Source organism: Iningainema tapete BLCC-T55 (genome assembly GCF_014698965.1).
Taxonomy (GTDB): Bacteria; Cyanobacteriota; Cyanobacteriia; order Cyanobacteriales; family Nostocaceae; genus Iningainema; species Iningainema tapete.
Map to the genome: position 1 here is coordinate 1 of NZ_JACXAE010000028.1, position 21730 is coordinate 21730.

A 21730-nucleotide genomic window follows, 5' to 3' on the forward strand; every position below is an offset into this window, starting at 1 on the left:
CCATTTGGTATTTTATCCACCACTATAATGCAACATGCCCTTGTAGTTCAATTATCACTACATATTTACCACTACCATCACTACATATTTACCACTACCCAGGGCTTAATACTGCTAGTTGTTATCACCCTAATCTGGCGTACGACCTTCCCCTTGGTCGAGGATGCTGTCAGTGGGATATCGCCAGCTGCATTAATTGCTGTTCGATTTGGGATGGCATCTGTGATTTTTACACCCCAGTTACGCAATATAAACAGTAAACTCTTGAAGGATGGCTTGCTATTAGGACTTCTACTCTTTAGCTCCTTTGCTACCCAAGCAGTAGCGCTAGAAACCATACATGCCAACCGAGCAGCATTTATTGCTAGCCTGAACACAATTTTAGTACCACTACTGGGGTTGCTCCTCGGTCAGCGCTTACGACCTAAGACTTTCCTTGCTGCCTTCGTTGCTTTCAGTGGTATTGGTATAATGTCTTGGGAAAGTGGAGCTTTAGTTATCGGTGATCTCTTAATGTTCTGCGAAGCCTTCGTTTACTCAATTTACCTGCTGGTACTAGAGTCTGCTACGCGACACCACCCATCTCAAGCACTAACCGCAATTCAGCTATGGGTCATAACGATGCTGGGTGCATTTTGGGTAGGTCCTGAATTAGTTGGGCAGCTTGAGGTAATACATAACAACCTCCCTGCCATCATCTACCTGAGTGTGATTGCTACTGCTGCAAATACTTGGTTGCAAGCGATTGCTCAACGTTCGGTTTCGGCTTTTGAAACAGCGCTCTTCTACACCCTTGAGCCAGTTTTCGCAGCGGTATTCTCGTTTTTGCTGCTTGGCGAGAAGTTAGGAATAAGCGGTCTGATTGGCGCAACTTTTGTGCTGGTGGCAATGGTTTTAAGCCAATCCAAAGTTAAGAATACTCAAGACGATGGCAAGGTACAGAGATGCGAACCAGTTGTTGCGGTTCTGACAGCTTCAGATACTCAAGAGGTTGATCTTTCGGTGAGTATTTTAGAGCCTCACAAACAATATGAAAATTAACTTTTAGTCTAAAGTGGGGTCTCAAGTCCAATCTAGTAAACGATCGCTTCTTATAGGTAGGACTTACGCACGCTCAAAAAAGGGAAATCATGTGTCTAACGTAATTTGGTCGTTCCAGACTTTTGAACAAAAATGTTTCGCGCAGTCCCCACCTAAAAATACTATAAAGATGTCTACATTTTAGGTGGGGTAAGCGAATTACCTAGACCATCGTAGATTGCTTGCCGGAATTCTTCTAATTGTGTCAGGATCATCGCGTCAATGATTTATCAATTACATTCATTGACTCTACAGCAAACAGTGTTACTACTGATTGCTTTTCTTTTAAACCCTTTATTCTTCATTACAGTACCGTTGTCTATTTTTTATCTCTAATTTTCTAAGTACTTTTTTCTGAGCCTGAGCTTTTAGTCCAAACTCCAGTAATTAAGAGCAATTCTGTTTGACGAACATCCTCAGTTTCATACCAATTTATTTATTAATCAATAAAAATTATGGTGGCAAGAGCTAAGCATTCTTAATATATGTATAGCGTTTTCTAAGCTAGTGAGGTACAACTTTTTGCGACGAGTGCGCCTACCCTTCGGGAACGGCTTCTCAGTAGCCCAGACGCTGCTCGAACGCCGAATGCGTGAGGCTTATTTATATTTATCTATTGTTAACAGGACTTACGCAACTGGCATAAAGTGGGGGCAGGCAGACAGGGGAAATACCTCTCTGACATGACTTGCACTCTGGTAGTGTGGGGGTTTGCGCTTACAGGTCTGCTGACAGACAAGCGATCGCTATATAGCAATTTTAATCAAACCAAGCACATAGAAACGTCTGGGCGTTTTAATTGCTGAATTAAATAACTAGAGAGCAAGTTGTGCTTGATTTGATAAACAGTCTGACCTGTTTGATAAGCTAAATTTTTTAATCTAATCCAAACCAGCATGGCACAAGCAATATGATTTCTTTGAAGACAAGCTTTACGACATTGACAAGATTCAATGCCAGTTAATTGTTTGATTTCTCCGTGAAATTCCTCAATCTTCCAACGAATTTTACACGCCTTTTGTGTAACTTTTGTAGAACTTTGAGATAAATCGTTGGTGGCGACATAATCCGTTCTATCGGTAGAGATAGTAACCCGGAATAATTTCACTTTTTTCGCAGCAGGAAACCCTTTAATTTTTATTACTTTACCACATTCTAAATCTTCCTCGCTCCATGACAATGATTTAATATTCTTATATTTTTCTTGACCGAATGTATCATCTACTAAACGATTTGTCTTCAAAGGGCAATAATAAACTTTGTCTAGACTGTCAATATAAAGCATTAAATGGTTGACTGCATACCATGTGTCAATTAAAACTGTGTCAAACGGCAGCAGCTTATGGTAGACAAGACCTTGAAGCATATGTTTCACATGGTCTATCTTAGTTAAACCATCGTTTTACGGCTGAAAAATTCGATAATCTATTACCCAAAAATTTTGAGTTTTTGGATTTACATATATACAACTTACTATCTCAATTCCTTTGACGATACCATATTCGTTCCCACTATATTGTCTTCTGACTATCTCTATTTCTTCAGAAAACCTTTTATCTAATACCGAATCATCAAATATAATGTAAGCATCTTCTGATGGCACAATTATATTTTTCACATTATCCCAAAGTAAACGAGGAGTTAATTTTTGATTTCTTAAGTAATAATTAAAGTCCTATAACTACCACCAATACCAGCCCAACGGGAAATTCTCAACATCGTGACTCGTCCGCTCATTGCGAGCATTGCCATGATAATTTGGTTCAATTGCCGCATCGTTGTAGCGCTGATCTGTGGTAGTAGGCATTAGACTCGTCCGGAATATTAACAAGGTGTCAAAAAAATGGTAGAACGGGATTTTGACCGCCCTACCATGATGAAAAATCCACTTCATTATATTCAAGAATATCCGCACCGAACAAAACAAATACTGGGAATAACACTTGCGCAGTTTCAAGACTTGTTAGCACAAGCCGAAATACATCATAATAAACTTCAAGCTGAAGTAGAACGTCACAAAGTACGTGTCAATTCTAAAGGGGGAGGGCGTCAACCGAAACTAGAGATAACAGAGGAGGTATGTTTGTGTCTATTTTATTTAAGACAAATGCCAACATTTGAGGTTTTAGGGTTACAATTTGGAATCTCAAAAACTGAAGCTAACGATACGTTTCATTACTGGCTGAGGATATTACGGAATATTTTACCTGCTAGTCTGCTTGAATAAGTTGAAAAAAATGACAGTGACTACGGGATCGCTCTTGAGTTCTTGACAGAATTTCAATTAATTGTAGATAGCATGGAACAGCCACGGGAGCGCCCTTCCGACCAGAAGGAACAAAAAGAGTATTTTTCGGGCAAGAAAAAACAGCACACATTTAAGAACCAATTTATTATCCTACCATCCGGGAAAGATATTGTGGATGTAGAGGTGGGAAAAAAAGGACCTCAGAGTGATATTAGTTTGTTTCGAGAGCAACAAGAAAAGTTTGAAGCCGACCAAATATTTGAAGGGGATAAGGCGGATCAAGGAGGAGAGAATATTACGACCCCCCACAAGAAGCCACGAAAAGCCGAATTAACGGACTACCAAAAAGTAGAAAATAAAGAGTTATCCAGTAAACGGATCTTTGTTGAGCATGTAATTAGACTCGTCAAAATTTTTCAGATTGCACGCCAAAGATTTTCACTTAATTATCGAACTTACGAGGAGGTTATTATTACCATTTGTAGATTGGTTAGGCTCAGAATTGGAGCGCTAATTTTGCCAAATTCATAAAATTTGTCAACCGGAGGTAGGTGATGAATTAGCTATCAACATTTTTACAGATAGTTGCTATCAGTAACTATTCCCAACCCTTATTCTTACGTTAGTTCTGGTTAATGGTCAACGCTGTCCAAAGCCCGAATCAGAGGGGGTTGCAAATTTTCGGACGAGTCTATTGTAATACTGCAAAAATATCATACATGGGCTGAAAGTAGCTGTCGAGTTGTTTTTGTGGAAGATTACAATTTTACTACATCAGCCCTCTCTCTTCATACTCTTTTTTTGGCGAAGGTATTGCCTTTAAGACGAAACAAATGGTAAAGTAATTTTGACGTTAGTCAAGTAATTTCAATAAGGAGTTAAGTGATGAGTAGCCTAAAAAATAAAAGTAAGCCTTCTTACGAAGATTTCTTGCAGGATTTGCAAATTTTTCAAAATTTAACAGAAGAAGAACTACAAAATATTGTTGGAGGAGTTTCGGTTGATGTCAATGTAAATCCCGGAATAAGACTAACATTACCAACACTAATACCACCAAGACTACTGCCACCAACATTACCAATAATACCAACATTACCAACATTACCAACATTACTACTACGTTTTTAAAACCCCGTTCCCTTGTGGGTAGGAGATGTAAGCACGGCTAATTAAAGGGGTTTGATGCCCCTTCAATTAGCATCATCGCTTTGATTTGTTAGATCTCCTTTTTGCTTCTAAGTCTCAATATCTCGCTTCATTTATTTAAAGCGTTTAAGGTAAGTCTTGAAATGAGAATATTAATGCTTGGTATTTCGGGAATTGCCTCGAAACGCCCTCTAGATTGGTTACTGCAATTTGGGTACACAGTTTGGTTTATCGGTGAATCCGATTTGTATGAAAAAGAAACGCCGATAAATTACCGTTTCATTCCTTCTATTTTAAGAAAAGTAAAGCTAAAGCAGAATAAGTCAGGCGATTTAAGCGAGGCAGAAATAGAAGACTTACGTCCGACACAGATAGAGCAGTTGCATCAAATAGTGAGAGAATTTAAACCGAATATTATTCATGCTCACGGGTTTTGTTTTGAAGTGGAATGTTGTGCGATTGCAGATATACACCCTTTTATCTTCTCAGTTTGGGGCTATTTGTCTCTTGAAGAAACTGTGCAAGCCCGTTTGGATCGTAAGCTTTATCCAGTTTTGAAAGCTGCTGATGCTCTAATAGTGGAAAGTCAGGCTATTGTAGAAAAATGTCAAGCATTGGTTCAGCCATGTCCCAAAACAGAGTTAATTCCGTTAGGGGTAGATACACAACATTTCCGTCCTTACAATGGAGAAAATGTAGATAAGGCTCGGCAACTATTGCGTATTCCCCAAGGAGCAAAAGTGTTGTTATCACCACGAGTTTGGTATTCATATTACCGTCACCAGGAAATTTTAGAAGCTTTCGCTATTGCCAAGCCTCAATTCACGCACCCTACGATACTTTTATTTATATTAGCGATAAGAGGCTATAGCATTGAAGAAATTAAATCCTATTATGAGAACTTTTATAAGCGTGCAGAAGAACTAAAAATAAGTAAGCAGATTTATTATCTACCTGAAATGCCTCATGACAAAATGCCTTTTGTGTATTCGTTATCTGATGCCATTATTAGTCTTCCTAAGACCGATGCCTTGGCTTCTACTCTTCTAGAGGCATCTGCTTGCTCTAAACCAATTATTACAGTTCTACACCCATCTTATAAAGGCACATTTATTGAAGAGTTTTGTACCTTAGTCAAACCTAACGATACTGGTGATTTAACTGCTAACTTAGCAGCAGCAATGGTCAAAATTGTGAATCAGCCAGAGGCTGAATGCAGCCAATGTTTAGCCGCATCTCGTCAGGTAGTTATTGAGCAGTATGATGAAACAATTATGCAGAGGCGGCTATTTCAACTTTATCAGGAGTTATGTAAGTGAACATACCGTATCGGCTCAATAATCGTCGGGTAACATTGGGATGTTGCCACCCCGCAGTCGCCCGCTCGAACGGCCCGTGACTGTTACAAATCTTGCCGCTCAAGCCGAGTGTGACTTCCCAGTCGGTGGTAATTGGAGAAGACTTTTCCCTTTGGTTTGTAGACTTGCTATGCATTAGTCACATATTTCGTAACAATTGAATAGAGGGCTGGAAAGAAGATAGAGAAAGAGTTTCAGGGGATGGGAGAATGTGAACAGAGAGTTGAGAAGGGGAGGAAGTCAAAGGGAATAGTGAACAATAGACAACAACACAACGAGATTTAATTAACTCTCCCTCAAATTCAATCATCACGGATTGTTCAAAAACTTTACCTGTTGGAGAATCACCGACCTCTGTCAATTCACTTAAAACTTCATCAGGCATGGAAGCATGTTTGCGAATAATAAAATAGGCTTTTTTTTGAGCAATACCAACAAGGAATTTACAGGTACAAAAATTTCGTTCGCGCAGCGTCTCCGAAGGAGAATCACCAACCCAAACATCACGGGCTTCTACAGTTGATAAAACTTCATCAAATAGCGCCCTTTCATTGGTGTAAGCATCTTCGCAAGGGAATTCGTCAATAGCCAGCATTAAAATTGGGTCAAGTACAACTAAGGATTTTCCTGGTAATGGACCTCCGGCAACATCACGTAAAACAGACAGTCGATGTTGGGTTGCTCCTAAATTATTTCCATCAATTATTTTCACTCGAAAACCAGGTAAAATTTCTGGTTGTTTGACTCCTAGCTCTTCAATAATTGGAGCTAATTGCTCACTACTATAGCGTACCAATGTTTGAGAAACTTGTGGTTCTATACCATTAATTTTGCTGTAGAAAGCTACGCGTGATACTCCTATTTGTTGAGAAAATGCTTTATATGCTGCACTAATTGATGGGCGAATATTACATACTACCAAACTCATAATGGCCACAACTGTTGAAAACAATAATTCTTGGGTATATTGCTTTTTCCGGTTGGCTTCAAATAATTCATCTAGTTTTTCAGCACTGAAAATCCTCTCCAATGTTGCTCTCAGCATTACTGTTATTGGTGATGCTGAGAGCAAATCGTTCAAAAATTGGACTCAGCATAGTAAAATATCCATCAATTATTTCTGTTCAGTTCAATACATAATCTCATGCTTAATTATGCTCAAATCCCTAAATTTCCGCTAAATTTTGATGAGGTTTGATTTAATCGCTTATACAGTAGGAGTTTCAGCCTTTGATTAGTTCATCTTTTAGTACACCTTAACAGGGGTAGGGGCAATAGCTAGCTTTTAGAGAAACAGTCTTAGTCCGTTAAAACGGACTTTAGCTATTAGCCATGTATTTCAATGCATGGCGATCGCGAATAGAATGAAATCATCCTGAGCATTCTTAATATATTTAAGCCTGCATCAATTTATGCATTTATAGATTTTAGGTGAATTTTTGCGGAATAAGCTTGCCCTTGCTTGTATCTATGTACATCAAATTGCATTGTTCTCATTTTTTGAAATTATGCAACTTAAATTCTACAATTAAAAAAGGGTGAAATCATGTTTACATTGCTCAACAAACGCTTTGCAGTATTGGCTCTTGTAATAGCTTCTGTTGGTGGAACTACTCTCCAAACATCAGTTAATGCTCACAGCTTAGACAAAAGTATTCAGGAAGTATCTTTAACAAAATCCTCAATTGAGAATAATAAAACTATTCCTTTAACACTTATTGACGCGCTACCCAATCAAAATTATTTAGTCGCACAAGCTGCTCAACCATACGTTGGAGAGTGGTCTAATGGTAGAGGAGAAACCATGTCAATGACCTCAAACACAATCAAATTCGGTAGAGATAAAAAGCTAGCATACAAAAATATTACTAAAGTTACTGATGGAAATTACTTTGAAATTCAAATCACTAGTCCTGGAAAAATTAACTATTTTTCCAAATATCTTGCACTACAAGTTGATGGAAAACAGATGAAAATGACAGGCTACAACTCATACAAAGATATGAAAGCGGCGCAAAACCAAGGATTGCAGGTAACTTGGTATCGTGATTAATTACTAAACAACAAGATCCCCGACTTCTTTAAGAAGTCGGGGATCTTAGCCTCGATGCCCACCCCACAAGAGGTTATTATTTTTTGGTAATCCCTTAATCATGCATATTTGCTGCTACCCGACTATTGTTTTGTGTTGACGAAGAAATTTCCTGAGCTTCTAGATGAGGAGAACCTGTTGCCAGATACTTGTTTCTCATTGATAATTGACGCTCAGGGTCAATTCCACTAAAGGTGGGTGGTATCCAAACTCGAACTATTAGTAATATCCCCATCACTAGTAAGAAGGCACAAGCTGCTAAAATCTGGCTCCAACTTGCTTCTAGTACTCCGCGCACTAGTACTTCTCGCAAAACAGATACAATAGATACTTCTACGGCTACACCAATTGATATTCGTTGCTCTTGTAAGTAAATAATCAGCAGTCGAAATAACTCGACTAAAATCAACAGAAAGAGAATGTCTGAAGTAACAACTTTAAAGTCAAGGGGAGGGAGTAAGGAATAGAACATTGCTCGTAACTCGATCGCCATGAAGCTGAATAAACCAATACACAAGGAAATGATGATTAAATCTTGGACTGTTTCCAGACAGCGTACAATTCGAGTCCGCTTTAATATTTCGTATTGATTTAATTGGTTATTCAAAGATTCTTGCATTTTTGGAAACTCCTACTATTTTTTTAATTAAATATAAATAAACTCTATGTTCGTAGTAAGCGCTTCAGCGCTCAAGGCTTAGCTTATAAGGGCTGAAGCCCTTACTACAAACGAGCATTTATTTACGCTTACCTACTGACAAATTAATAATGGCTGCCTGATTTGCGATGGTGGATTGCAGTCATGCCTGCCGACTGTAACATATGACCATTTTTGACGGTAGCATAGACTACCCAGTGATCGCCGCATTCCATTCTACTGTGGACAGTACATTCTAAATAGGCGAGGGCATCGTTGAGGATAGGGCAGCCATTTTCGGCTGTTTGAGTTGCTAGGTTAGTAAAACGATCTTCCCCTGGTGCAAAGGGTTGAAGGAAGTGCCGTCTCAGGTTCATGCCTTCTTTTAGGATATTGAGAACAAATTCATCCCCTGTATGCATTAATGATTCTATGGCTCTGTCTTTAGCAACTGCGACTGTTACTCCGGGCGGATTGAAGCTCGACTGAGTTACCCAAGAAGCTAACATGGCACTGCGCAGATTTTCGCGTTGAGCAGATACCACACATAAAGAACCAATAATTCGCCCTACGGCTTGTTCGGTTCTATCAATTTGGGAATCGCTGACTGGTTGTCGGGGTGCGCGGATTTTTTTCGCTTTTTTCAAAGCTTGGGCAAAATCAGTCCCGGCTTCTTTACATTGTTGCAGGATGAGTTCGCTAGGTTTAAATTTAACCCGAATTGTTTCAAAGCCAAAGCTATAACCTGTATCTTGTAATTTGCTTTCTATTTCATCGACTGCTTCTCCACTCCAACCGTAGGAACCAAAGACTCCTGCTAACTTGTTTTTAGCAGCGTTAGAAATTACAATACCCAATGCTGTTTGCACTTGCGTGGGCACGTGTCCTCCTAATGTCGGAGAGCCAATGATAAATCCATCGCATTTTTCGACAATAGCTTGAATTTCTGTCGGTTCTGCTAACTCACAGTTAATTAATTCTACTGCTACACCTGCCTTGGTAATACCTTTGGCGATCGCCTGCGCTAAGGTTGCTGTATTCCCATAAGCTGAAGCATAAATTAGCGCTACTGTCAAGTCCTTTTCTTTTTGCTGCTGACTCCATTGGCGATAATCATGAGAGAGTCGGCTTTTGCTATAGCGTACAATCGGACCATGCCCAGGAGCATATATAGACCCAGGTAAAGAGGCAAATTTGTCAAGTGCTATTTCCACTTGTCGAGACTGGGCAGCATGAAGACAATCATAGTAGAATCTACGGTCTTCATCTAGGCGTTTCCAACCTTCATCAAAAACTTCATCACCACAAACGTGAACACCGAATAGCTTATCGGTAAACAAAATGCGCGTTTGTTTGTCGTAAGTATAAAGTTCGTCAGGCCAACGTGGCGTAGGATGTGGGATAAATTGTAGTTCATGACCTTTACCCAAATCCAGAACTTCTTCGCCTCTAGCAACATTAATTTTTAACTCTCGGTTAAAGGCGGCACGCAAAGCAACTGCACCAGCTTTGGAGCAAATCAAGGTAACTTGAGGAGCTAACTCCAGTAATGCCTTTAAAGTTACGCAGCGGTTTGGGTTAACATGACCCAAAATCACGTAATCTATCTTTGTTAAATCAACCTGCTGCTGTAATTCTTGCAAGTAAATTTCTGTAAATGACTCACCAGGCGGATCTAAAACAGCTACTTTTTCCGCTTGAATTAAGTAAGAATTGGCAGTCGTACCCTTTTGGAGCGAATATTCTACCTCAAATTTGAGTCGGTTCCAAGTGCGCGACCTGAGCACAATAGTATCAGCACCAATTGAGGTAACTTGAACATCCCGTGTTTTTTCTAGCATATTTCTCCTCCTAATTTCTGTACAGACGCCCCGGCGGGGCGTCTCTACGATATTTTTGTACAGACGCCCGATGGGATGTCTAATAGTGATTACCAACTTTGCGATGGTGAACTGCGGTGAGAGCATCGGGTTTAGAAACGCGCCCGATAGAGACGGTGCAGTAAATAGTCCAATGATCGCCACTTTCCATCCGGCTTTTCACTTCGCACTCCATATATGCCAGGGCGTCTGCTAAAATTGGGCAACCGTTGGTGGCTTGATAAGTTTTTATTCCTTCAAAACGATCTGCACCAGGAAGAAAGCGCTGCATGAAGTGCTTCATCAGCCGCTGATAATTGCCTTCTTCTAAAACATTCAGAACTAAACGATCGCCTACATGTAGCAAAGATTCAATTGCGCGATCGCGAGCTACTGCTATTGTTAAACCCAAAGGTTTGAAACTAGCTTGCGCTACCCAAGAAGCTAACATCGCACTGTTTAAATTACCCTTTTGAGTAGTGAGAATATACAGCCCAGAACTAAGTCTTCCCAAAGCTTTTTCTAACTCAGAATCTATGGCTTTAATTTGCTTGATACTACGTTCGCGGGATAACCACTGTCCCATATCCGTTCCCGCTTCTTCACACAAATGGTATGTGGTATCGTTAGGTGTCTCCTTCATGACAATTGGTGCGAAAGCCGGATTCAACCCTAAATCCCGAAACTTATTCAGCAGTAAGTAAACTGATTCGCTATCCTTACCCCCAGATTCAAACACACCAAAGGACTGTTTAGAGTTGGCAGCAGCAAAGATAGTGCTGATGGCAGTAGCTGTATCTGCTCCTGTAACTGGTGGAGTGCCTATGACTATTCCCTTAGCAGTGCTGACTAGTTCTCTGACATCTTGAGGATCGGCAGATCTCAAATCCATCATTTCCACTGCTACACCTGTTTTGGTGATTCCGTGGGCAATTGCCTGGGCGAGGCGATCGCTATACCCGTAATCCGATACATAAAATACCGCAATTGTTGTTTCTGCTTTTGCTTGCTCTTGGCTCCACTGACGGTAGCGGTTGACCAGATCAGTAACATTATGATGCAGTAGAGGACCATGACCTGTGGCAATAGTTGCGATTGTGGGTAACTCACTCATCCGCTTCAGCGCCGACAGTACTGAACGCGCATTTGGTCGCATTAGGCAATCGTAATAGTACTGATAATCTTCTTCTATGAGGTCTAAATCTTCATCAAAAGTATGATCGTCGCAATAGTGCATTCCAAACGCATCACAGGTATACAAAATTTGCGTTTTGGTATCATAGGTGAAGATTGTGTCAGGCCAGTGTAAGTTGGGCGCAATTACAAATTCTAAAACTTGTCCGTTACCTAAATCTAGGCGATCGCCATTTTTGACAATCTGTTGTTTAAAGGGAATATGGAGCCAATCTTCGAGAAACTTGATTGCTACTTTGGAACCAACCACAGTTACTTGAGGAGCTATTGTAACTATATCTTTGACCAATCCGCTGTGATCTGGTTCAGTGTGGCTAACAATGAGATAATCTAGTTTTGCTGGATCGATTAACCCTAATAAAGTATCCAGGTAGAGTTGGCGAAACTTTTCATGAGAGGTGTCTACTAAAGCTGTTTTTTCACTTTGGATTAAAAATGAGTTGTAAGTCGTACCATTTTGTAGCCCAAATTCAATATCGAAGCGATCGCGATCCCAGTCTAAACTACGGATTGCTGTTGTACCGGGGGTAATTTCGCTACACTGCATTGTTAAGGTACGTTGTACTTGTTCAGCTAGTGCTACCATCGCCCGCCTCCTATGTAAATTTATTTAGTGTAAATTTTTACAAATCTTTTATTTCCTTCTGTAAAAACTATAAATATAAATTTGGCAAATGACAATACAGTTTACATATGATGTTTTTTTATAATGTATAGAGAAGTCTTAACTGTGTAATTCATCTATGCAATGCATAAGAATTTAACAGTTAACTGTTTTGGCGATTAACATGGAAAATGTGGATTTCACGACTCTAAATTTTGTGTCTTCATTACCAACAATTAACGCCCTTAAACAACCTACTAGTTCCGCTTGGGTAGCTCAGGCGATCGCCAACTTAAATATTATTCTCCTTGATCACGCCCAATGTGAACGCAAAGCCGCTGGGGTGGCGTTAAACTTTATGTTTCGCTACCCTTCCAATACTAAAATGGTACGGGAATTAACGGCGATCGCTCGTGAAGAACTAGAACACTTTGAGTTAGTCAATCAGTGGCTCGAACGCCGTAATATTCCTTTAGGTCCCTTACCTCCGCCTCCTTATGGTGCGGGTTTAAAGGCTCAAGTTCGTCCCAAAGAACCAGAACGCTTTTTAGATTCCATGCTCGTCACTGGTTTGATTGAAGCTCGTAGTCACGAACGCTTAGGATTACTTGCTACTCACTGTCCTGAACCGGAATTAGCTCAATTTTATCGCGGTTTGATGGCGTCTGAAGCACGGCACTACGGTACATACTGGGTATTAGCTGATACCTATTTTGACAGAGAAGTTGTTATGACAAGACTGGATGAATTGGCTGTGGTAGAAAGTGAGTTACTAGCGACTTTGCATTCAGAACCACGTATCCATAGTTAATCCCACCATGCAATTCTTCTCCGGTTTACTCAATCTTTTTTTACAATCTAATTGTTCTTTGTGTCAGCGTTCTACAGAAAAAGAATTTTGTGAATACTGCTTGAGACAGTTGACAAAATGCAAGTTATCTGATTCAAATTTATTATGGCATCAACCTCTACCAGTGTTTGCTTGGGGAGCATATGGTGGTGTATTGAAACGAGCCATCGCCGTCATGAAATATGAAAAGCAACCGCAAATCGCCCTTCCCTTGGGACAATTGTTAGGACAAGCGTGGCTCTCCAATTCGCCCCAGCAGAAAGTTGTCGTTGTTCCCATCCCATTGCACAAAAATAAGCAAAAACAACGAGGCTACAACCAAGCTGCATTGATAGCACAAAGCTTTTGCGCCACAACTGGTTTAAAATTGAAATTAAATGGTTTGCTACGGGTACAAGAGACTAAAGCACAGTTTGAATTATCTGCTGTAGAGCGGGAAAAAAACTTGCTCGGTGCTTTCGGTGTGGGAAAAGGCTTTAGTCGGGGTTCTAACACTCCTGTATTACTAATAGATGATATATATACTACAGGTGCTACGGCTTCTTCTGCTCAACAAACGTTGGAGAGAGCTGGAATTGAAGTTTTAGGCTTAGCAGTAGCTGCGGCTACCATAAAAAATAGATAGACCGAGAATTTACAGAAAACCTGTGCTTCTGTAAAAATATAATTAATGCTTGTGATGCTGTTTCTGTGGGAAAACTTTTGGGAATGAGAAGTCAGGCTTTGATTGTGGGGTTGAGACAAGTTGTAGTCATTCCAGCTACATTGTTAGTAATTGGTGTAAGTACAACAGCAGCTTTTGCTCAATTTAATAAGTTATATAGTCCAATTCCTTTACCTGCTACTAGTGAAGTGTCAGATACACTCTCTGATAAAGACATTCCCACCGGACAAGGAGGATTTGCTCGTGATTACTTGGTAAAGTTGAACAAAGGCGATAATCTTGCAGTTGATTTAAGCTCGGACAATTTTGACAGCATCATTACATTATTAGGTCCTGATGGTTCAACACTAGCAGAGAATGATGATGGACCTGATGGAAGTAGCAATTCTCTTCTGTTTACCCGCATTGTGAAGACGGGAACCTATGTTGTGCGCGTTCGCTCTTTTGGGGAAACTGGGGTAGGATCTTTTAAACTCAAAGTAACACGACTTCAACCAGTGAAATAGAGTAGAGACGCTCCGGCGGAGCGTCTGTACAGCAAGGAGTTGTTGATTCAAGGCAAAGTAGTTAATACGCACAATAATAAAGCTTCTGTCCATTCTACTACTGCGCCGTAGGTGTCTCCAGTGTGTCCGCCTAGTTGACGATTGAACCAGGCTCCGGTGAGAGTGGCGATCGCACTCCCAGCAACTGCCATAATGAGAGCGAATAGGTGTTGTTTGTTGAGCAGTATTTGTATACCACTCAACCCTACTAACAGCAGTAGTCCTGGTAACAAATATTTATATGAACTAATTGCGGCTTTATGAAATGCGCCTTTTCCCGTTGGTTTGAGGTAGGGATAGCAAGCTATAGCCAGTTGTTGTCCCCAACGTCCCCAGCCACAAGCTACCATTAAGATCAACCAACGGTTTTCTTTTATATCTGCCAAAGCTGCTATTTTCAGTAGTAGTAGAGCAATTGCTGCCATTGCACCAAAAGCGCCTGTAGCGCTATCTGCCATTACCTCTAATCGCCGTGAGCTTTCGCCCACTGCCAACCCATCGGCAGTATCCATCACTCCATCTAAATGTAATCCACCAGTGATAGCGATCCAAACAACCACTACTACAGCACTACGAGTAAGTGGTGGCATACCTAAGTAATTTAGTACAGCATCCAATAGCCCCAAAATTCCGCCGATAATTAGTCCTACCTGGGGAGCAAAACGTGCTACGTACCGAAAATCGAAAGTGTCCACCTTTGGGATAGTAATGCTAGTATAGAAAGCCACAGCTGCTAGCAAGTTGAATAGCTGTTGTTTCCACCACTGACATATATTCGTCATATTAGTTACCCTATATTCAAGATAGTAGTTTTGCTGAATGCAGGAAGCAGAAGGAATATTACCTTCTGCCCTCTGCCCTCTGCCCTCTGCCTTTGTCAATAATCGTGACGCTAATAATTCCGGCACAGTATGTAGCATCAGTTTTTAAAGCTTTAAATAAGATTTGTTTGTACCATATATTTGCGCATAAAATTTTGTTATGCTTATCTCAGTGTAAACAGTCAAATACTTGTATTACATAACACTTATTATCTGATACAGGAAATTTAAATTTAATATATCAGCGTTTTTGTTATGCGGTTTTTGGAAAAAATGTAGCGCTATGGCGCGTCTCTACTAAAATATTGGGAGTCGAACAAGCTGTTAAATTTGACTGTTTAGCTGTGCTGTATCTCAAAAGCGCTCAAAAAGCTATTTAATTATGAGTCACCATCTACCCCAAACCAAGATACCAGCTCCATGCATCATCAACACGGGCTTGATTGTAAATAAGCTTGATATGCGGCGATTATTAGCCGATTTAGGTCGTGTCCAATACATCTACACTCAATTTGGTAAGTTGCAGAGTGAGGGTGAAGGGGATGTGATGGAAGTGTTTGCCAATCCACAACGGTCTACTTTAGTTGCTAATCATGCACTTTACTTGAATGTTTACAGTTTTGACTATTTGGAACTGAAACAGTCTGAGGAAAAACAAACCTACTTTGACTTAGTGCAAGAAGGAACTTGTTTACGGCTAGTTCCTTTATCTACGCCCATGCAAGAGCGACAACGCTCTTTAAATGTCAGCGCGATGGAAGCGATGATGGATCAAGTACTCTCAGCTAGATGGGATGCGGAAATGGACGATGACAACTGCGATCCGTTTTGAGTAATGGAATACTAATTGCTAATTGCTAATTGCATTGTTACCATTAGCGATGAGCCATTAACCATTCTTCTATTTCTATCTTGAGCGCAGAATTTTCTTTTCAATGTACTGCTTGCTGTAGCTACACTAAAGCCCGGGCTGGGGTGTTTTCCACTCCTCACGGTTTAGTTGAAACCCCACGATTTATGCCTGTGGGAACTCTAGCAAATGTCAAAACAGTGACTCCAGCCCAACTCAAAGATACTGGAGCGCAAATGGTATTATGCAACACCTATCATCTCCACCTCCAGCCAGGTGAAGCGATTGTAGCTGGTGGGGGAGGGCTGCATAAGTTTATGGGGTGGAAAGGTCCGATTCTGACTGATTCGGGAGGGTTTCAAGTTTTTAGCTTGAGCGATATGCGTAAAATTAGTGAGGAAGGTGTAATCTTTCGCTCACCGCACGATGGTCAGATAATTAATTTAACTCCAGAAAAATCTATTGAGATTCAGAATACTCTGGGCGCTGATGTGATCATGGCTTTTGATGAGTGTCCCCCTTACCCAGCTACTCGTCAAGAGGTGGAAGCAGCAACAGAACGCACATACCGTTGGTTAGAACGGTGTATGGCGGCACATCAACGTAGCGATCAAGCTTTGTTTGGTATTGTTCAAGGAGGGGTGCATTTAGATTTACGATCTGATGCGGCTGTGGCTTTATCTCAGCTAGATTTACCTGGATATGCTATTGGTGGTGTGAGTGTGGGAGAACCACCAGAATTAATTGCGAAAATTGTCGAATCTACAGCGCCGTTATTGCCACCCCAAAAGCCGCGTTACTTGATGGGTGTAGGTACACATCGGGAAATGGCTATGGCTATTGCCTCTGGGATTGACTTATTTGACTGTGTAATTCCCACTCGTTGGGCTAGACATGGTACGGCGATGGTAGGTGGTGAGCGCTGGAACTTAAAAAATGCTCAGTTTCGTGAAGATTTTACGCCTTTGGATGAAACTTGTCCTTGTTATACTTGTCAAAATTTCACCCGTGCTTACTTGTCTCATTTGGTGCGATCGCAAGAAATTTTAGCTTACACCTTATTAAGCATTCATAATATTACCGAACTAATTCGCTTTACGCAGAAGATCCGAGAGGCAATATTGAACGACACGTTTGCTACAGACTTTGCTCACTGGCTGACATGACAAAGATGTCTATTACTTTTGACAAAGCTACTGACGGTAAACTTTTGGTTGAGATTCAACCCAAAGTAATTACATCAGAAGAAGAATATGACTCGGCGCTAGAGGCAACTGAAAAGTTGATGAGTTGTAAAAGTCGCTCTCCAGAACAGACTGCTATTTTACAACTTTTAGTCACTTTAATTGAGGAGTATGAGACTAAAAACTATCTCATGGGAGAGTCATCTCCTCATGAAATTATTCAGCATTTAATGGAAGCTCAAGAAATAAAACAATCAGACCTAGTGAAAATTTTAGGTTCACTCATAGTTGTCTCAGACATTATTAATGGTACACAAGAAATTAGTAAAGCTCAGGCAAAGGTGCTAGGAGAATTTTTCCATGTATCTCCAAGTTTGTTTATTTAGCAACTCTAGAGGTGTTAGATACCCGACTTCTTTGAGAAGTCGGGTATCTAAAGAGCGTTTTTCATTTCTGGTGAAATTTCAATAATTGGGGAATTGGCAAAAAGAACCTGAATAAGGGTGTATTATTTTTGATTTATAAAGGCGATCGCCGTGTCGAAATTGAAAGTCGCTTGCAGATAAGCTTGAGAGATCGGATGCATAAGCTAATTTGACTCATACCTATTAATACTCAGAACAAAGCAAATAACTGAAACTAATTCAACTCATATTTATGCAACGCAAACTAACTGCCTTAGCACTTTTAATCACGTCATCTATTGCTGGAAACATGCTAGCTGCTATGAATGCATCTGCTCAAAATCAACCACCAACGCAAGTTGCTACTCAAGCAAAGAAATTATGTCAGTTCCGAAAAGGTACGAGTAATGTTTGCACGGTAATAGTAGATGCTCCTATTGGAGTTACTATCCGTTCCGGTCCTGGTTCCAATTATCAGAAAATTGGTGCTATCCCATATGGGTATGATGTTCAAGTCAAAATCACTCCGCAGCCACAAGATTGGGTAAAGCTTGTTGGTCGTCCTGGCTGGATTCATTCTCAGTATTTGGTCAAAGCTGGTGATTGAAATATCTGTTCAGTTTCTCTAACGAGCAAATGTTGGACGGTTGTGGCTCCAAGGTTTTGCTGCCTCTAGTTGGGCTGCTAATGCAATAATTGTTGTTTCATCTCTAGGACGACCAACCAGTTGAACCCCCAAGGGTAAACCATCCGGCGTAAAACCTGCAGGAATTGAGATCGCAGGTTGTCCAGTGACGTTAAACGGTGGACACGGTGCAATCCACTGAACGATCTTTTCCAACTCTTTAGCGGCTCTGAGTTTCGCCCACTCTCCAACTCGAATTGTTGGATGCATGACGACAGGTAACACCAACACATCGAACCTGTTGAGATCGCAAATAATTTGTCGTGCGATCTCATGTAGCTTCATCATGGCTTGTGGATAAGCACCACTTGGGCGAGAACGCGATCGCTTCAACAACAAACGATTCAATTTTCCGAGAAAAATTCCTGGCACCCCGACATCAACAGTGGCTTGCCAGATGATTGTTAGAGGCTCAAGCAACTTGGAAAAATTCAGATCGATCTGCTCCGTTGAATGTCCCAAAGTCTCCAGCAATTGAACGGTTTCTACAACTGCTTGTGTACAATCCGGATGGGCAGCCCCTATCGGCTCAATTGTTGTCGCAAACCCAATTCGCAAATCCGTAGGTACTTGTTTTGTTGCCTCTAGAAATGAAATAGACGGAGGAGGCAACCAATATGGATCGCCCAAAACATAACCAGACATTACATCCAGTAGTGCCGCAGCATCAGCAACCGTGCGTCCTAGCGTTCCCTCAACCCCAAAGCCACCCAATTTTTCACCCAGTGGAGCCGAGGAGATTCGCCCTCTCGAAGCTTTGATTCCCACCAAGCCACAGCAAGCAGCCGGAATCCTGACAGAACCTCCTGCATCACCTCCTTGCGCTACTGGGCAAAGCCCTGCTGCAACTGCTGCTGCCGATCCTCCGCTGGAGCCACCTGGGGTATAAGTCAAATTCCAGGGATTGCGAGTCGGTGGAAAGCCTCTCGATTCTGTGTAAGGGGAAGTTCCAATCTCAGAGGTTGCTGTTTTGCCTAGAATTGTGAAGCCTGCAAGCCGAATTCGAGTTACAAGCCCTGCATCTTCTGTTGCAACTCGGTTTTTCAGTAGATGAATGCCGTAGGTACAAGGCACTCCTGCTACTGGAGCAAAATCTTTGATGGCGATGGGAACACCAAAGAATGCTGGAAATGATGAGAGTTCGATCTTTGAGGCTGCTAATTGTTCAGTTTTTACTTTCGCCTCTGTAATGGCTTGCTCTGCCATTACGGTAAAAAAGCTGTTTAAGGAAGCGTCGAGTTTTTCAATACGTTCAAGGTAAAGCTGTGTAAGTTCAAGTGGCGAAATTACTTTATTGCGAATCAGTTGAGCCTGTTCCAATGCCGGGGTAAATGCCAGATCAGTTGAATTCATAGTTAATGTACTCTCTATAGGTCAGATTTTTGTTTTGGGCGGCGACGATGTTGAATATGCTGTCGCACTAACCCATCAAGCAAGGTGTTAATCATGCGTTCATAACTTTCATTGACCGATTGTGATAATACAAATAAGCCTGCCTGCTCTGCCTGAATAAAGCCGTGAATGGAGGCTTGAAAGATGCGAATGGTATGAACAACATCATCGGGAGACAGATCAAGCGGTTTGAGCAAACCTGTGTAAAACTCAATTGCACAGTTGAGATGTTGAGCAAATTCTGGATGATCCAACTTAAATGGATTGGTTGTTGTCATCGCATAAAGTCTGGGATGAGTTTGAGCAAAGTCGCGTAGTGCGTGGGCAACTGTCTTTAAAGCGAGAATTGGTTCTTCAACAGCCGTCACTTGCTGCCTGACAAACTCTGCCGCCCGCCGATATCCTTCTATGGCTACAGCAAGACGTAATGCTTCATTTCCAGCAATGTGGTTGTAGAGCGATGGAGGTTGAATGCCGATTTCTCTTGCCACACGATTAACCCCTAATGCCGACTCACCTTCGCGCTCAAGCAGTGCGATCGCCGCATCAACAATGTCTTTTTCCGTCAGTGTCTGTCCTTTGGAACGAGGCATGTCAAATTAACATTAAAACTAATGCCATTAGTAAAAACTAATTGCGTTAGTTTGTCAATCATTGGTTTGAATTTTGAAGCGACTGCACTTTTAATAAATTTTAATATTTCTGGACAAATATTCTAGATGCCAAACCTTGTTTGTGAAGTATGGCAGGTCTGATTTGAGAGTAGTACAAAATTTTTCTTGTGGGATGGGCATAAGCGCCCGTAGAAGGGATCAACGGGAACAAAGCCGTGTTAAGATATTTGTCAATTCTGAAAGCTGTGTTGGATAGGTGGATTTAATAAATATGGAATTAGCATTGTTATTGGCAAAACTGCCTGAAGCTTACCAAATCTTAGACCCGTTGGTAGATGTTCTGCCAATCATTCCCGTCTTCTTCTTGCTTTTGGCTTTTGTTTGGCAAGCAGCCGTAGGTTTCAGGTAAGTTAAGTTACCTGTTGTCATTCCCTGGCGACGCCAGGGAATGTAGTTTGGCTAGACTGCATCGGGATGGATGAGCGTAATCTCCGCGTAACTACTAAAGTCAGCTGACATTAGTCGTACATATTCTCCCGGCGGAGTGCTTCATCCGGTAATCCGACACCATCCTTGATACTATCAACCCATTGCAACAAGCTTTCTGCCTGCTCCTGCGGAGTCGCGGTTGCCCAAAAAGGTTGTTTGTTTTCTAGTTCGACGGCATTCTCAGGATGCAGCGTTAGTTTTCCATCTTGCACTTCAATAACAAAGCGGGTGTGAGGCTGAACAAGTTCTAGAAGTTCAGCGGGAATATAGAGTCCACCATCTACATTACGTTCAACGATCGCTTTCATATAATTATTGATACAAATACCGATGATGTGAAGACGCGATATATCGCGTCTCTACAATATTTATTATGTATTACGATTAACGTGAAATGGTACTACCTAACATTGACTGCGGCTCTTAATTCTTTAAGAACCTTACCAAGCTCGATAAATTCTGAGTTTTTATAAAGCTCTTGCAGAGTTTTTGTGTCGCTTTTGCGCACGATTCTATTGTAAGCTTTAATAGCGGCATTTAGTTGATTAATATTGACATTACCAGCTTTTGGCTGTGCAGTAGCAAAACCTTCAAATAAGCCAACTATATTCTTGACAAGCGGGGTAGTTAAACTTTGTGAAACTCCAGTACTAGATAGGAATGCTTGAAATTCATTGACAAATACATCGACAGTAGAACATCGGGCTAACATTGCGACAATGCGACCAGAACAATCACTAGATTGATCGTATATCTTGCTAGCTACCTGATTAACTTGCTCCTGAATGACTGCTGGAGTCTTAATTTGACCATTAAAATCAATTGATAGATTAGTACCAGGTACTACTTGAGTAGGTACTGATTGATTTTGGGGACTAAAGTTATCACCAGAGAAAGAAGATGATTCTACGCTAGTTCCTACAGCACCAGTTGAACCAGCATTAGCTCTTGTAGAGAAAGAGCCAACAATAGCAAATAAAAGTAATAACACAAGACCAAAATGCTTATTCATCG

25 protein-coding genes and 2 pseudogenes are annotated in these 21730 nt (G+C 41.1%); 15 read left to right on the plus strand and 12 right to left on the minus strand.

What is annotated here, in order from left to right:
- Window positions 1-1041: DMT family transporter (locus ICL16_RS06515; RefSeq protein ID WP_337906925.1), on the plus strand; the 1041-nt coding region annotated here is incomplete at its 5' end.
- Between the two features lie 802 nt (window positions 1042-1843).
- Here ICL16_RS06515 and ICL16_RS06520 read toward each other — a convergent pair.
- The 3 genes and pseudogenes from ICL16_RS06520 to ICL16_RS06525 form a co-directional block, all read right to left on the minus strand.
- Window positions 1844-2446, minus strand: a complete 603-nt coding sequence (locus tag ICL16_RS06520) for a transposase (RefSeq protein ID WP_420485257.1) — start codon at window positions 2444-2446, stop codon at window positions 1844-1846.
- A 36-nt stretch (window positions 2447-2482) separates the two neighbouring features.
- On the minus strand, window positions 2483-2683 hold the full coding sequence (locus tag ICL16_RS47620) for a hypothetical protein (RefSeq protein ID WP_420485258.1): 201 nt from the start codon (window positions 2681-2683) through the stop codon (window positions 2483-2485).
- A gap of 59 nt (window positions 2684-2742) precedes the next feature.
- A pseudogene (locus ICL16_RS06525) lies at window positions 2743-2856 on the minus strand (hypothetical protein); the annotation flags it as partial.
- A 67-nt stretch (window positions 2857-2923) separates the two neighbouring features.
- On the opposite strand from ICL16_RS06525, the gene ICL16_RS45350 reads away from it, so the two are divergent.
- The 4 genes from ICL16_RS45350 to ICL16_RS06540 all read left to right on the plus strand — a co-directional run bounded on the left by ICL16_RS45350 (window position 2924) and on the right by ICL16_RS06540 (window position 5793).
- Window positions 2924-3307 (plus strand): helix-turn-helix domain-containing protein, encoded by a 384-nt coding sequence (locus tag ICL16_RS45350; protein WP_238360627.1) that lies wholly within the window; start codon window positions 2924-2926, stop codon window positions 3305-3307.
- 42 nt (window positions 3308-3349) lie between these two features.
- Complete coding sequence (locus tag ICL16_RS45355) at window positions 3350-3859, plus strand: HARBI1 family protein (RefSeq protein ID WP_238360628.1); 510 nt, start codon at window positions 3350-3352, stop codon at window positions 3857-3859.
- 354 nt (window positions 3860-4213) lie between these two features.
- Window positions 4214-4456: a bacteriocin gene (locus tag ICL16_RS06535; protein ID WP_190826053.1), complete on the plus strand. Its 243-nt coding sequence runs from the start codon at window positions 4214-4216 to the stop codon at window positions 4454-4456.
- A gap of 161 nt (window positions 4457-4617) precedes the next feature.
- Entirely contained in the window at window positions 4618-5793 is a 1176-nt protein-coding gene (locus ICL16_RS06540) for a glycosyltransferase family 4 protein (protein ID WP_190826054.1), read from the plus strand.
- Window positions 5794-5971: 178 nt separating this feature from the next.
- Here the strand turns inward: ICL16_RS06540 and ICL16_RS06545 are convergent, their stop codons facing one another.
- Complete coding sequence (locus ICL16_RS06545; RefSeq protein WP_190826055.1) at window positions 5972-6877, minus strand: hypothetical protein; 906 nt, start codon at window positions 6875-6877, stop codon at window positions 5972-5974.
- A 501-nt stretch (window positions 6878-7378) separates the two neighbouring features.
- Between ICL16_RS06545 and ICL16_RS06550 the strand changes: the two genes are divergently transcribed.
- Window positions 7379-7885: a hypothetical protein gene (locus tag ICL16_RS06550; protein ID WP_190826056.1), complete on the plus strand. Its 507-nt coding sequence runs from the start codon at window positions 7379-7381 to the stop codon at window positions 7883-7885.
- 94 nt (window positions 7886-7979) lie between these two features.
- Here ICL16_RS06550 and ICL16_RS06555 read toward each other — a convergent pair whose 3' ends face one another.
- The 3 genes from ICL16_RS06555 to ICL16_RS06565 all read right to left on the minus strand — a co-directional run bounded on the left by ICL16_RS06555 (window position 7980) and on the right by ICL16_RS06565 (window position 12200).
- Window positions 7980-8543, minus strand: a complete 564-nt coding sequence (locus tag ICL16_RS06555; RefSeq protein ID WP_190826057.1) for a phosphate-starvation-inducible PsiE family protein — start codon at window positions 8541-8543, stop codon at window positions 7980-7982.
- 143 nt (window positions 8544-8686) lie between these two features.
- Entirely contained in the window at window positions 8687-10402 is a 1716-nt protein-coding gene (locus tag ICL16_RS06560; RefSeq protein ID WP_190826058.1) for a diflavin flavoprotein, read from the minus strand.
- A gap of 79 nt (window positions 10403-10481) precedes the next feature.
- Window positions 10482-12200 (minus strand): diflavin flavoprotein, encoded by a 1719-nt coding sequence (locus ICL16_RS06565; RefSeq protein ID WP_190826059.1) that lies wholly within the window; start codon window positions 12198-12200, stop codon window positions 10482-10484.
- Between the two features lie 202 nt (window positions 12201-12402).
- Between ICL16_RS06565 and ICL16_RS06570 the strand changes: the two genes are divergently transcribed.
- The 3 genes from ICL16_RS06570 (at window position 12403) to ICL16_RS06580 (ending at window position 14238) form a co-directional block, all read left to right on the plus strand.
- Window positions 12403-13029 (plus strand): MiaE family protein, encoded by a 627-nt coding sequence (locus tag ICL16_RS06570; protein WP_190826060.1) that lies wholly within the window; start codon window positions 12403-12405, stop codon window positions 13027-13029.
- Between the two features lie 7 nt (window positions 13030-13036).
- Complete coding sequence (locus ICL16_RS06575) at window positions 13037-13693, plus strand: ComF family protein (RefSeq protein WP_190826061.1); 657 nt, start codon at window positions 13037-13039, stop codon at window positions 13691-13693.
- Between the two features lie 83 nt (window positions 13694-13776).
- Window positions 13777-14238: a PPC domain-containing protein gene (locus tag ICL16_RS06580; RefSeq protein ID WP_190826062.1), complete on the plus strand. Its 462-nt coding sequence runs from the start codon at window positions 13777-13779 to the stop codon at window positions 14236-14238.
- Window positions 14239-14285: 47 nt separating this feature from the next.
- On the opposite strand, the gene cobS is transcribed toward ICL16_RS06580, so the two are convergent.
- Entirely contained in the window at window positions 14286-15059 is a 774-nt protein-coding gene (gene cobS, locus ICL16_RS06585; protein WP_190826076.1) for an adenosylcobinamide-GDP ribazoletransferase, read from the minus strand.
- A 421-nt stretch (window positions 15060-15480) separates the two neighbouring features.
- On the opposite strand from cobS, the gene ICL16_RS06590 reads away from it, so the two are divergent.
- The 5 genes and pseudogenes from ICL16_RS06590 to ICL16_RS06605 all read left to right on the plus strand — a co-directional run bounded on the left by ICL16_RS06590 (window position 15481) and on the right by ICL16_RS06605 (window position 18143).
- Window positions 15481-15930, plus strand: a complete 450-nt coding sequence (locus ICL16_RS06590) for a hypothetical protein (RefSeq protein WP_190826063.1) — start codon at window positions 15481-15483, stop codon at window positions 15928-15930.
- 80 nt (window positions 15931-16010) lie between these two features.
- On the plus strand, window positions 16011-17114 hold the full coding sequence (gene tgt, locus ICL16_RS06595; protein ID WP_190826064.1) for a tRNA guanosine(34) transglycosylase Tgt: 1104 nt from the start codon (window positions 16011-16013) through the stop codon (window positions 17112-17114).
- Window positions 17115-17119: 5 nt separating this feature from the next.
- Window positions 17120-17518, plus strand: a complete 399-nt coding sequence (locus ICL16_RS06600) for a helix-turn-helix domain-containing protein (RefSeq protein WP_190826077.1) — start codon at window positions 17120-17122, stop codon at window positions 17516-17518.
- 89 nt (window positions 17519-17607) lie between these two features.
- Window positions 17608-17730: pseudogene (locus ICL16_RS47145) on the plus strand (hypothetical protein); the annotation flags it as partial.
- Between the two features lie 59 nt (window positions 17731-17789).
- Entirely contained in the window at window positions 17790-18143 is a 354-nt protein-coding gene (locus tag ICL16_RS06605; RefSeq protein WP_238360629.1) for an SH3 domain-containing protein, read from the plus strand.
- Window positions 18144-18161: 18 nt separating this feature from the next.
- Here the strand turns inward: ICL16_RS06605 and ICL16_RS06610 are convergent, their stop codons facing one another.
- Together ICL16_RS06610 and ICL16_RS06615 are read right to left on the minus strand one after the other, a co-directional pair.
- Window positions 18162-19574, minus strand: coding sequence for an amidase (locus ICL16_RS06610; protein WP_190826065.1), 1413 nt, complete (start codon window positions 19572-19574; stop codon window positions 18162-18164).
- Window positions 19575-19588: 14 nt separating this feature from the next.
- On the minus strand, window positions 19589-20206 hold the full coding sequence (locus tag ICL16_RS06615; protein ID WP_190826066.1) for a TetR/AcrR family transcriptional regulator: 618 nt from the start codon (window positions 20204-20206) through the stop codon (window positions 19589-19591).
- Window positions 20207-20498: 292 nt separating this feature from the next.
- On the opposite strand from ICL16_RS06615, the gene ICL16_RS06620 reads away from it, so the two are divergent.
- Complete coding sequence (locus tag ICL16_RS06620) at window positions 20499-20636, plus strand: photosystem II reaction center protein K (RefSeq protein ID WP_190826067.1); 138 nt, start codon at window positions 20499-20501, stop codon at window positions 20634-20636.
- Between the two features lie 109 nt (window positions 20637-20745).
- Here ICL16_RS06620 and ICL16_RS06625 read toward each other — a convergent pair whose 3' ends face one another.
- Entirely contained in the window at window positions 20746-21024 is a 279-nt protein-coding gene (locus ICL16_RS06625) for a hypothetical protein (RefSeq protein WP_190826068.1), read from the minus strand.
- Between the two features lie 92 nt (window positions 21025-21116).
- Complete coding sequence (locus tag ICL16_RS06630; protein WP_190826069.1) at window positions 21117-21728, minus strand: hypothetical protein; 612 nt, start codon at window positions 21726-21728, stop codon at window positions 21117-21119.
- Between the last annotated feature and the right edge of the window lie 2 nt (window positions 21729-21730).

What these genes read in the sequence shown, in the direction of transcription:
- ICL16_RS06555 (WP_190826057.1), bottom strand. Translation starts at nt 8,543, where the DNA reads ATGCAAGAATCTTTGAATAACCAATTAAATCAATACGAAATATTAAAG.
- ICL16_RS06610 (WP_190826065.1), bottom strand. Translation starts at nt 19,574, where the DNA reads ATGAATTCAACTGATCTGGCATTTACCCCGGCATTGGAACAGGCTCAA.
- ICL16_RS06605 (WP_238360629.1), top strand. Translation starts at nt 17,790, where the DNA reads ATGCAACGCAAACTAACTGCCTTAGCACTTTTAATCACGTCATCTATT.
- ICL16_RS06550 (WP_190826056.1), top strand. Translation starts at nt 7,379, where the DNA reads ATGTTTACATTGCTCAACAAACGCTTTGCAGTATTGGCTCTTGTAATA.
- ICL16_RS06575 (WP_190826061.1), top strand. Translation starts at nt 13,037, where the DNA reads ATGCAATTCTTCTCCGGTTTACTCAATCTTTTTTTACAATCTAATTGT.
- ICL16_RS45350 (WP_238360627.1), top strand. Translation starts at nt 2,924, where the DNA reads ATGGTAGAACGGGATTTTGACCGCCCTACCATGATGAAAAATCCACTT.
- cobS (WP_190826076.1), bottom strand. Translation starts at nt 15,059, where the DNA reads ATGACGAATATATGTCAGTGGTGGAAACAACAGCTATTCAACTTGCTA.
- ICL16_RS06545 (WP_190826055.1), bottom strand. Translation starts at nt 6,877, where the DNA reads ATGCTGAGAGCAACATTGGAGAGGATTTTCAGTGCTGAAAAACTAGAT.
- ICL16_RS06620 (WP_190826067.1), top strand. Translation starts at nt 20,499, where the DNA reads ATGGAATTAGCATTGTTATTGGCAAAACTGCCTGAAGCTTACCAAATC.
- ICL16_RS06590 (WP_190826063.1), top strand. Translation starts at nt 15,481, where the DNA reads ATGAGTCACCATCTACCCCAAACCAAGATACCAGCTCCATGCATCATC.
- ICL16_RS06615 (WP_190826066.1), bottom strand. Translation starts at nt 20,206, where the DNA reads ATGCCTCGTTCCAAAGGACAGACACTGACGGAAAAAGACATTGTTGAT.
- ICL16_RS06540 (WP_190826054.1), top strand. Translation starts at nt 4,618, where the DNA reads ATGAGAATATTAATGCTTGGTATTTCGGGAATTGCCTCGAAACGCCCT.
- ICL16_RS06580 (WP_190826062.1), top strand. Translation starts at nt 13,777, where the DNA reads ATGAGAAGTCAGGCTTTGATTGTGGGGTTGAGACAAGTTGTAGTCATT.
- ICL16_RS06565 (WP_190826059.1), bottom strand. Translation starts at nt 12,200, where the DNA reads ATGGTAGCACTAGCTGAACAAGTACAACGTACCTTAACAATGCAGTGT.
- ICL16_RS06570 (WP_190826060.1), top strand. Translation starts at nt 12,403, where the DNA reads ATGGAAAATGTGGATTTCACGACTCTAAATTTTGTGTCTTCATTACCA.
- ICL16_RS06560 (WP_190826058.1), bottom strand. Translation starts at nt 10,402, where the DNA reads ATGCTAGAAAAAACACGGGATGTTCAAGTTACCTCAATTGGTGCTGAT.
- ICL16_RS06630 (WP_190826069.1), bottom strand. Translation starts at nt 21,728, where the DNA reads ATGAATAAGCATTTTGGTCTTGTGTTATTACTTTTATTTGCTATTGTT.
- ICL16_RS06520 (WP_420485257.1), bottom strand. Translation starts at nt 2,446, where the DNA reads ATGCTTCAAGGTCTTGTCTACCATAAGCTGCTGCCGTTTGACACAGTT.
- ICL16_RS06600 (WP_190826077.1), top strand. Translation starts at nt 17,120, where the DNA reads ATGTCTATTACTTTTGACAAAGCTACTGACGGTAAACTTTTGGTTGAG.
- ICL16_RS06535 (WP_190826053.1), top strand. Translation starts at nt 4,214, where the DNA reads ATGAGTAGCCTAAAAAATAAAAGTAAGCCTTCTTACGAAGATTTCTTG.
- ICL16_RS06625 (WP_190826068.1), bottom strand. Translation starts at nt 21,024, where the DNA reads ATGAAAGCGATCGTTGAACGTAATGTAGATGGTGGACTCTATATTCCC.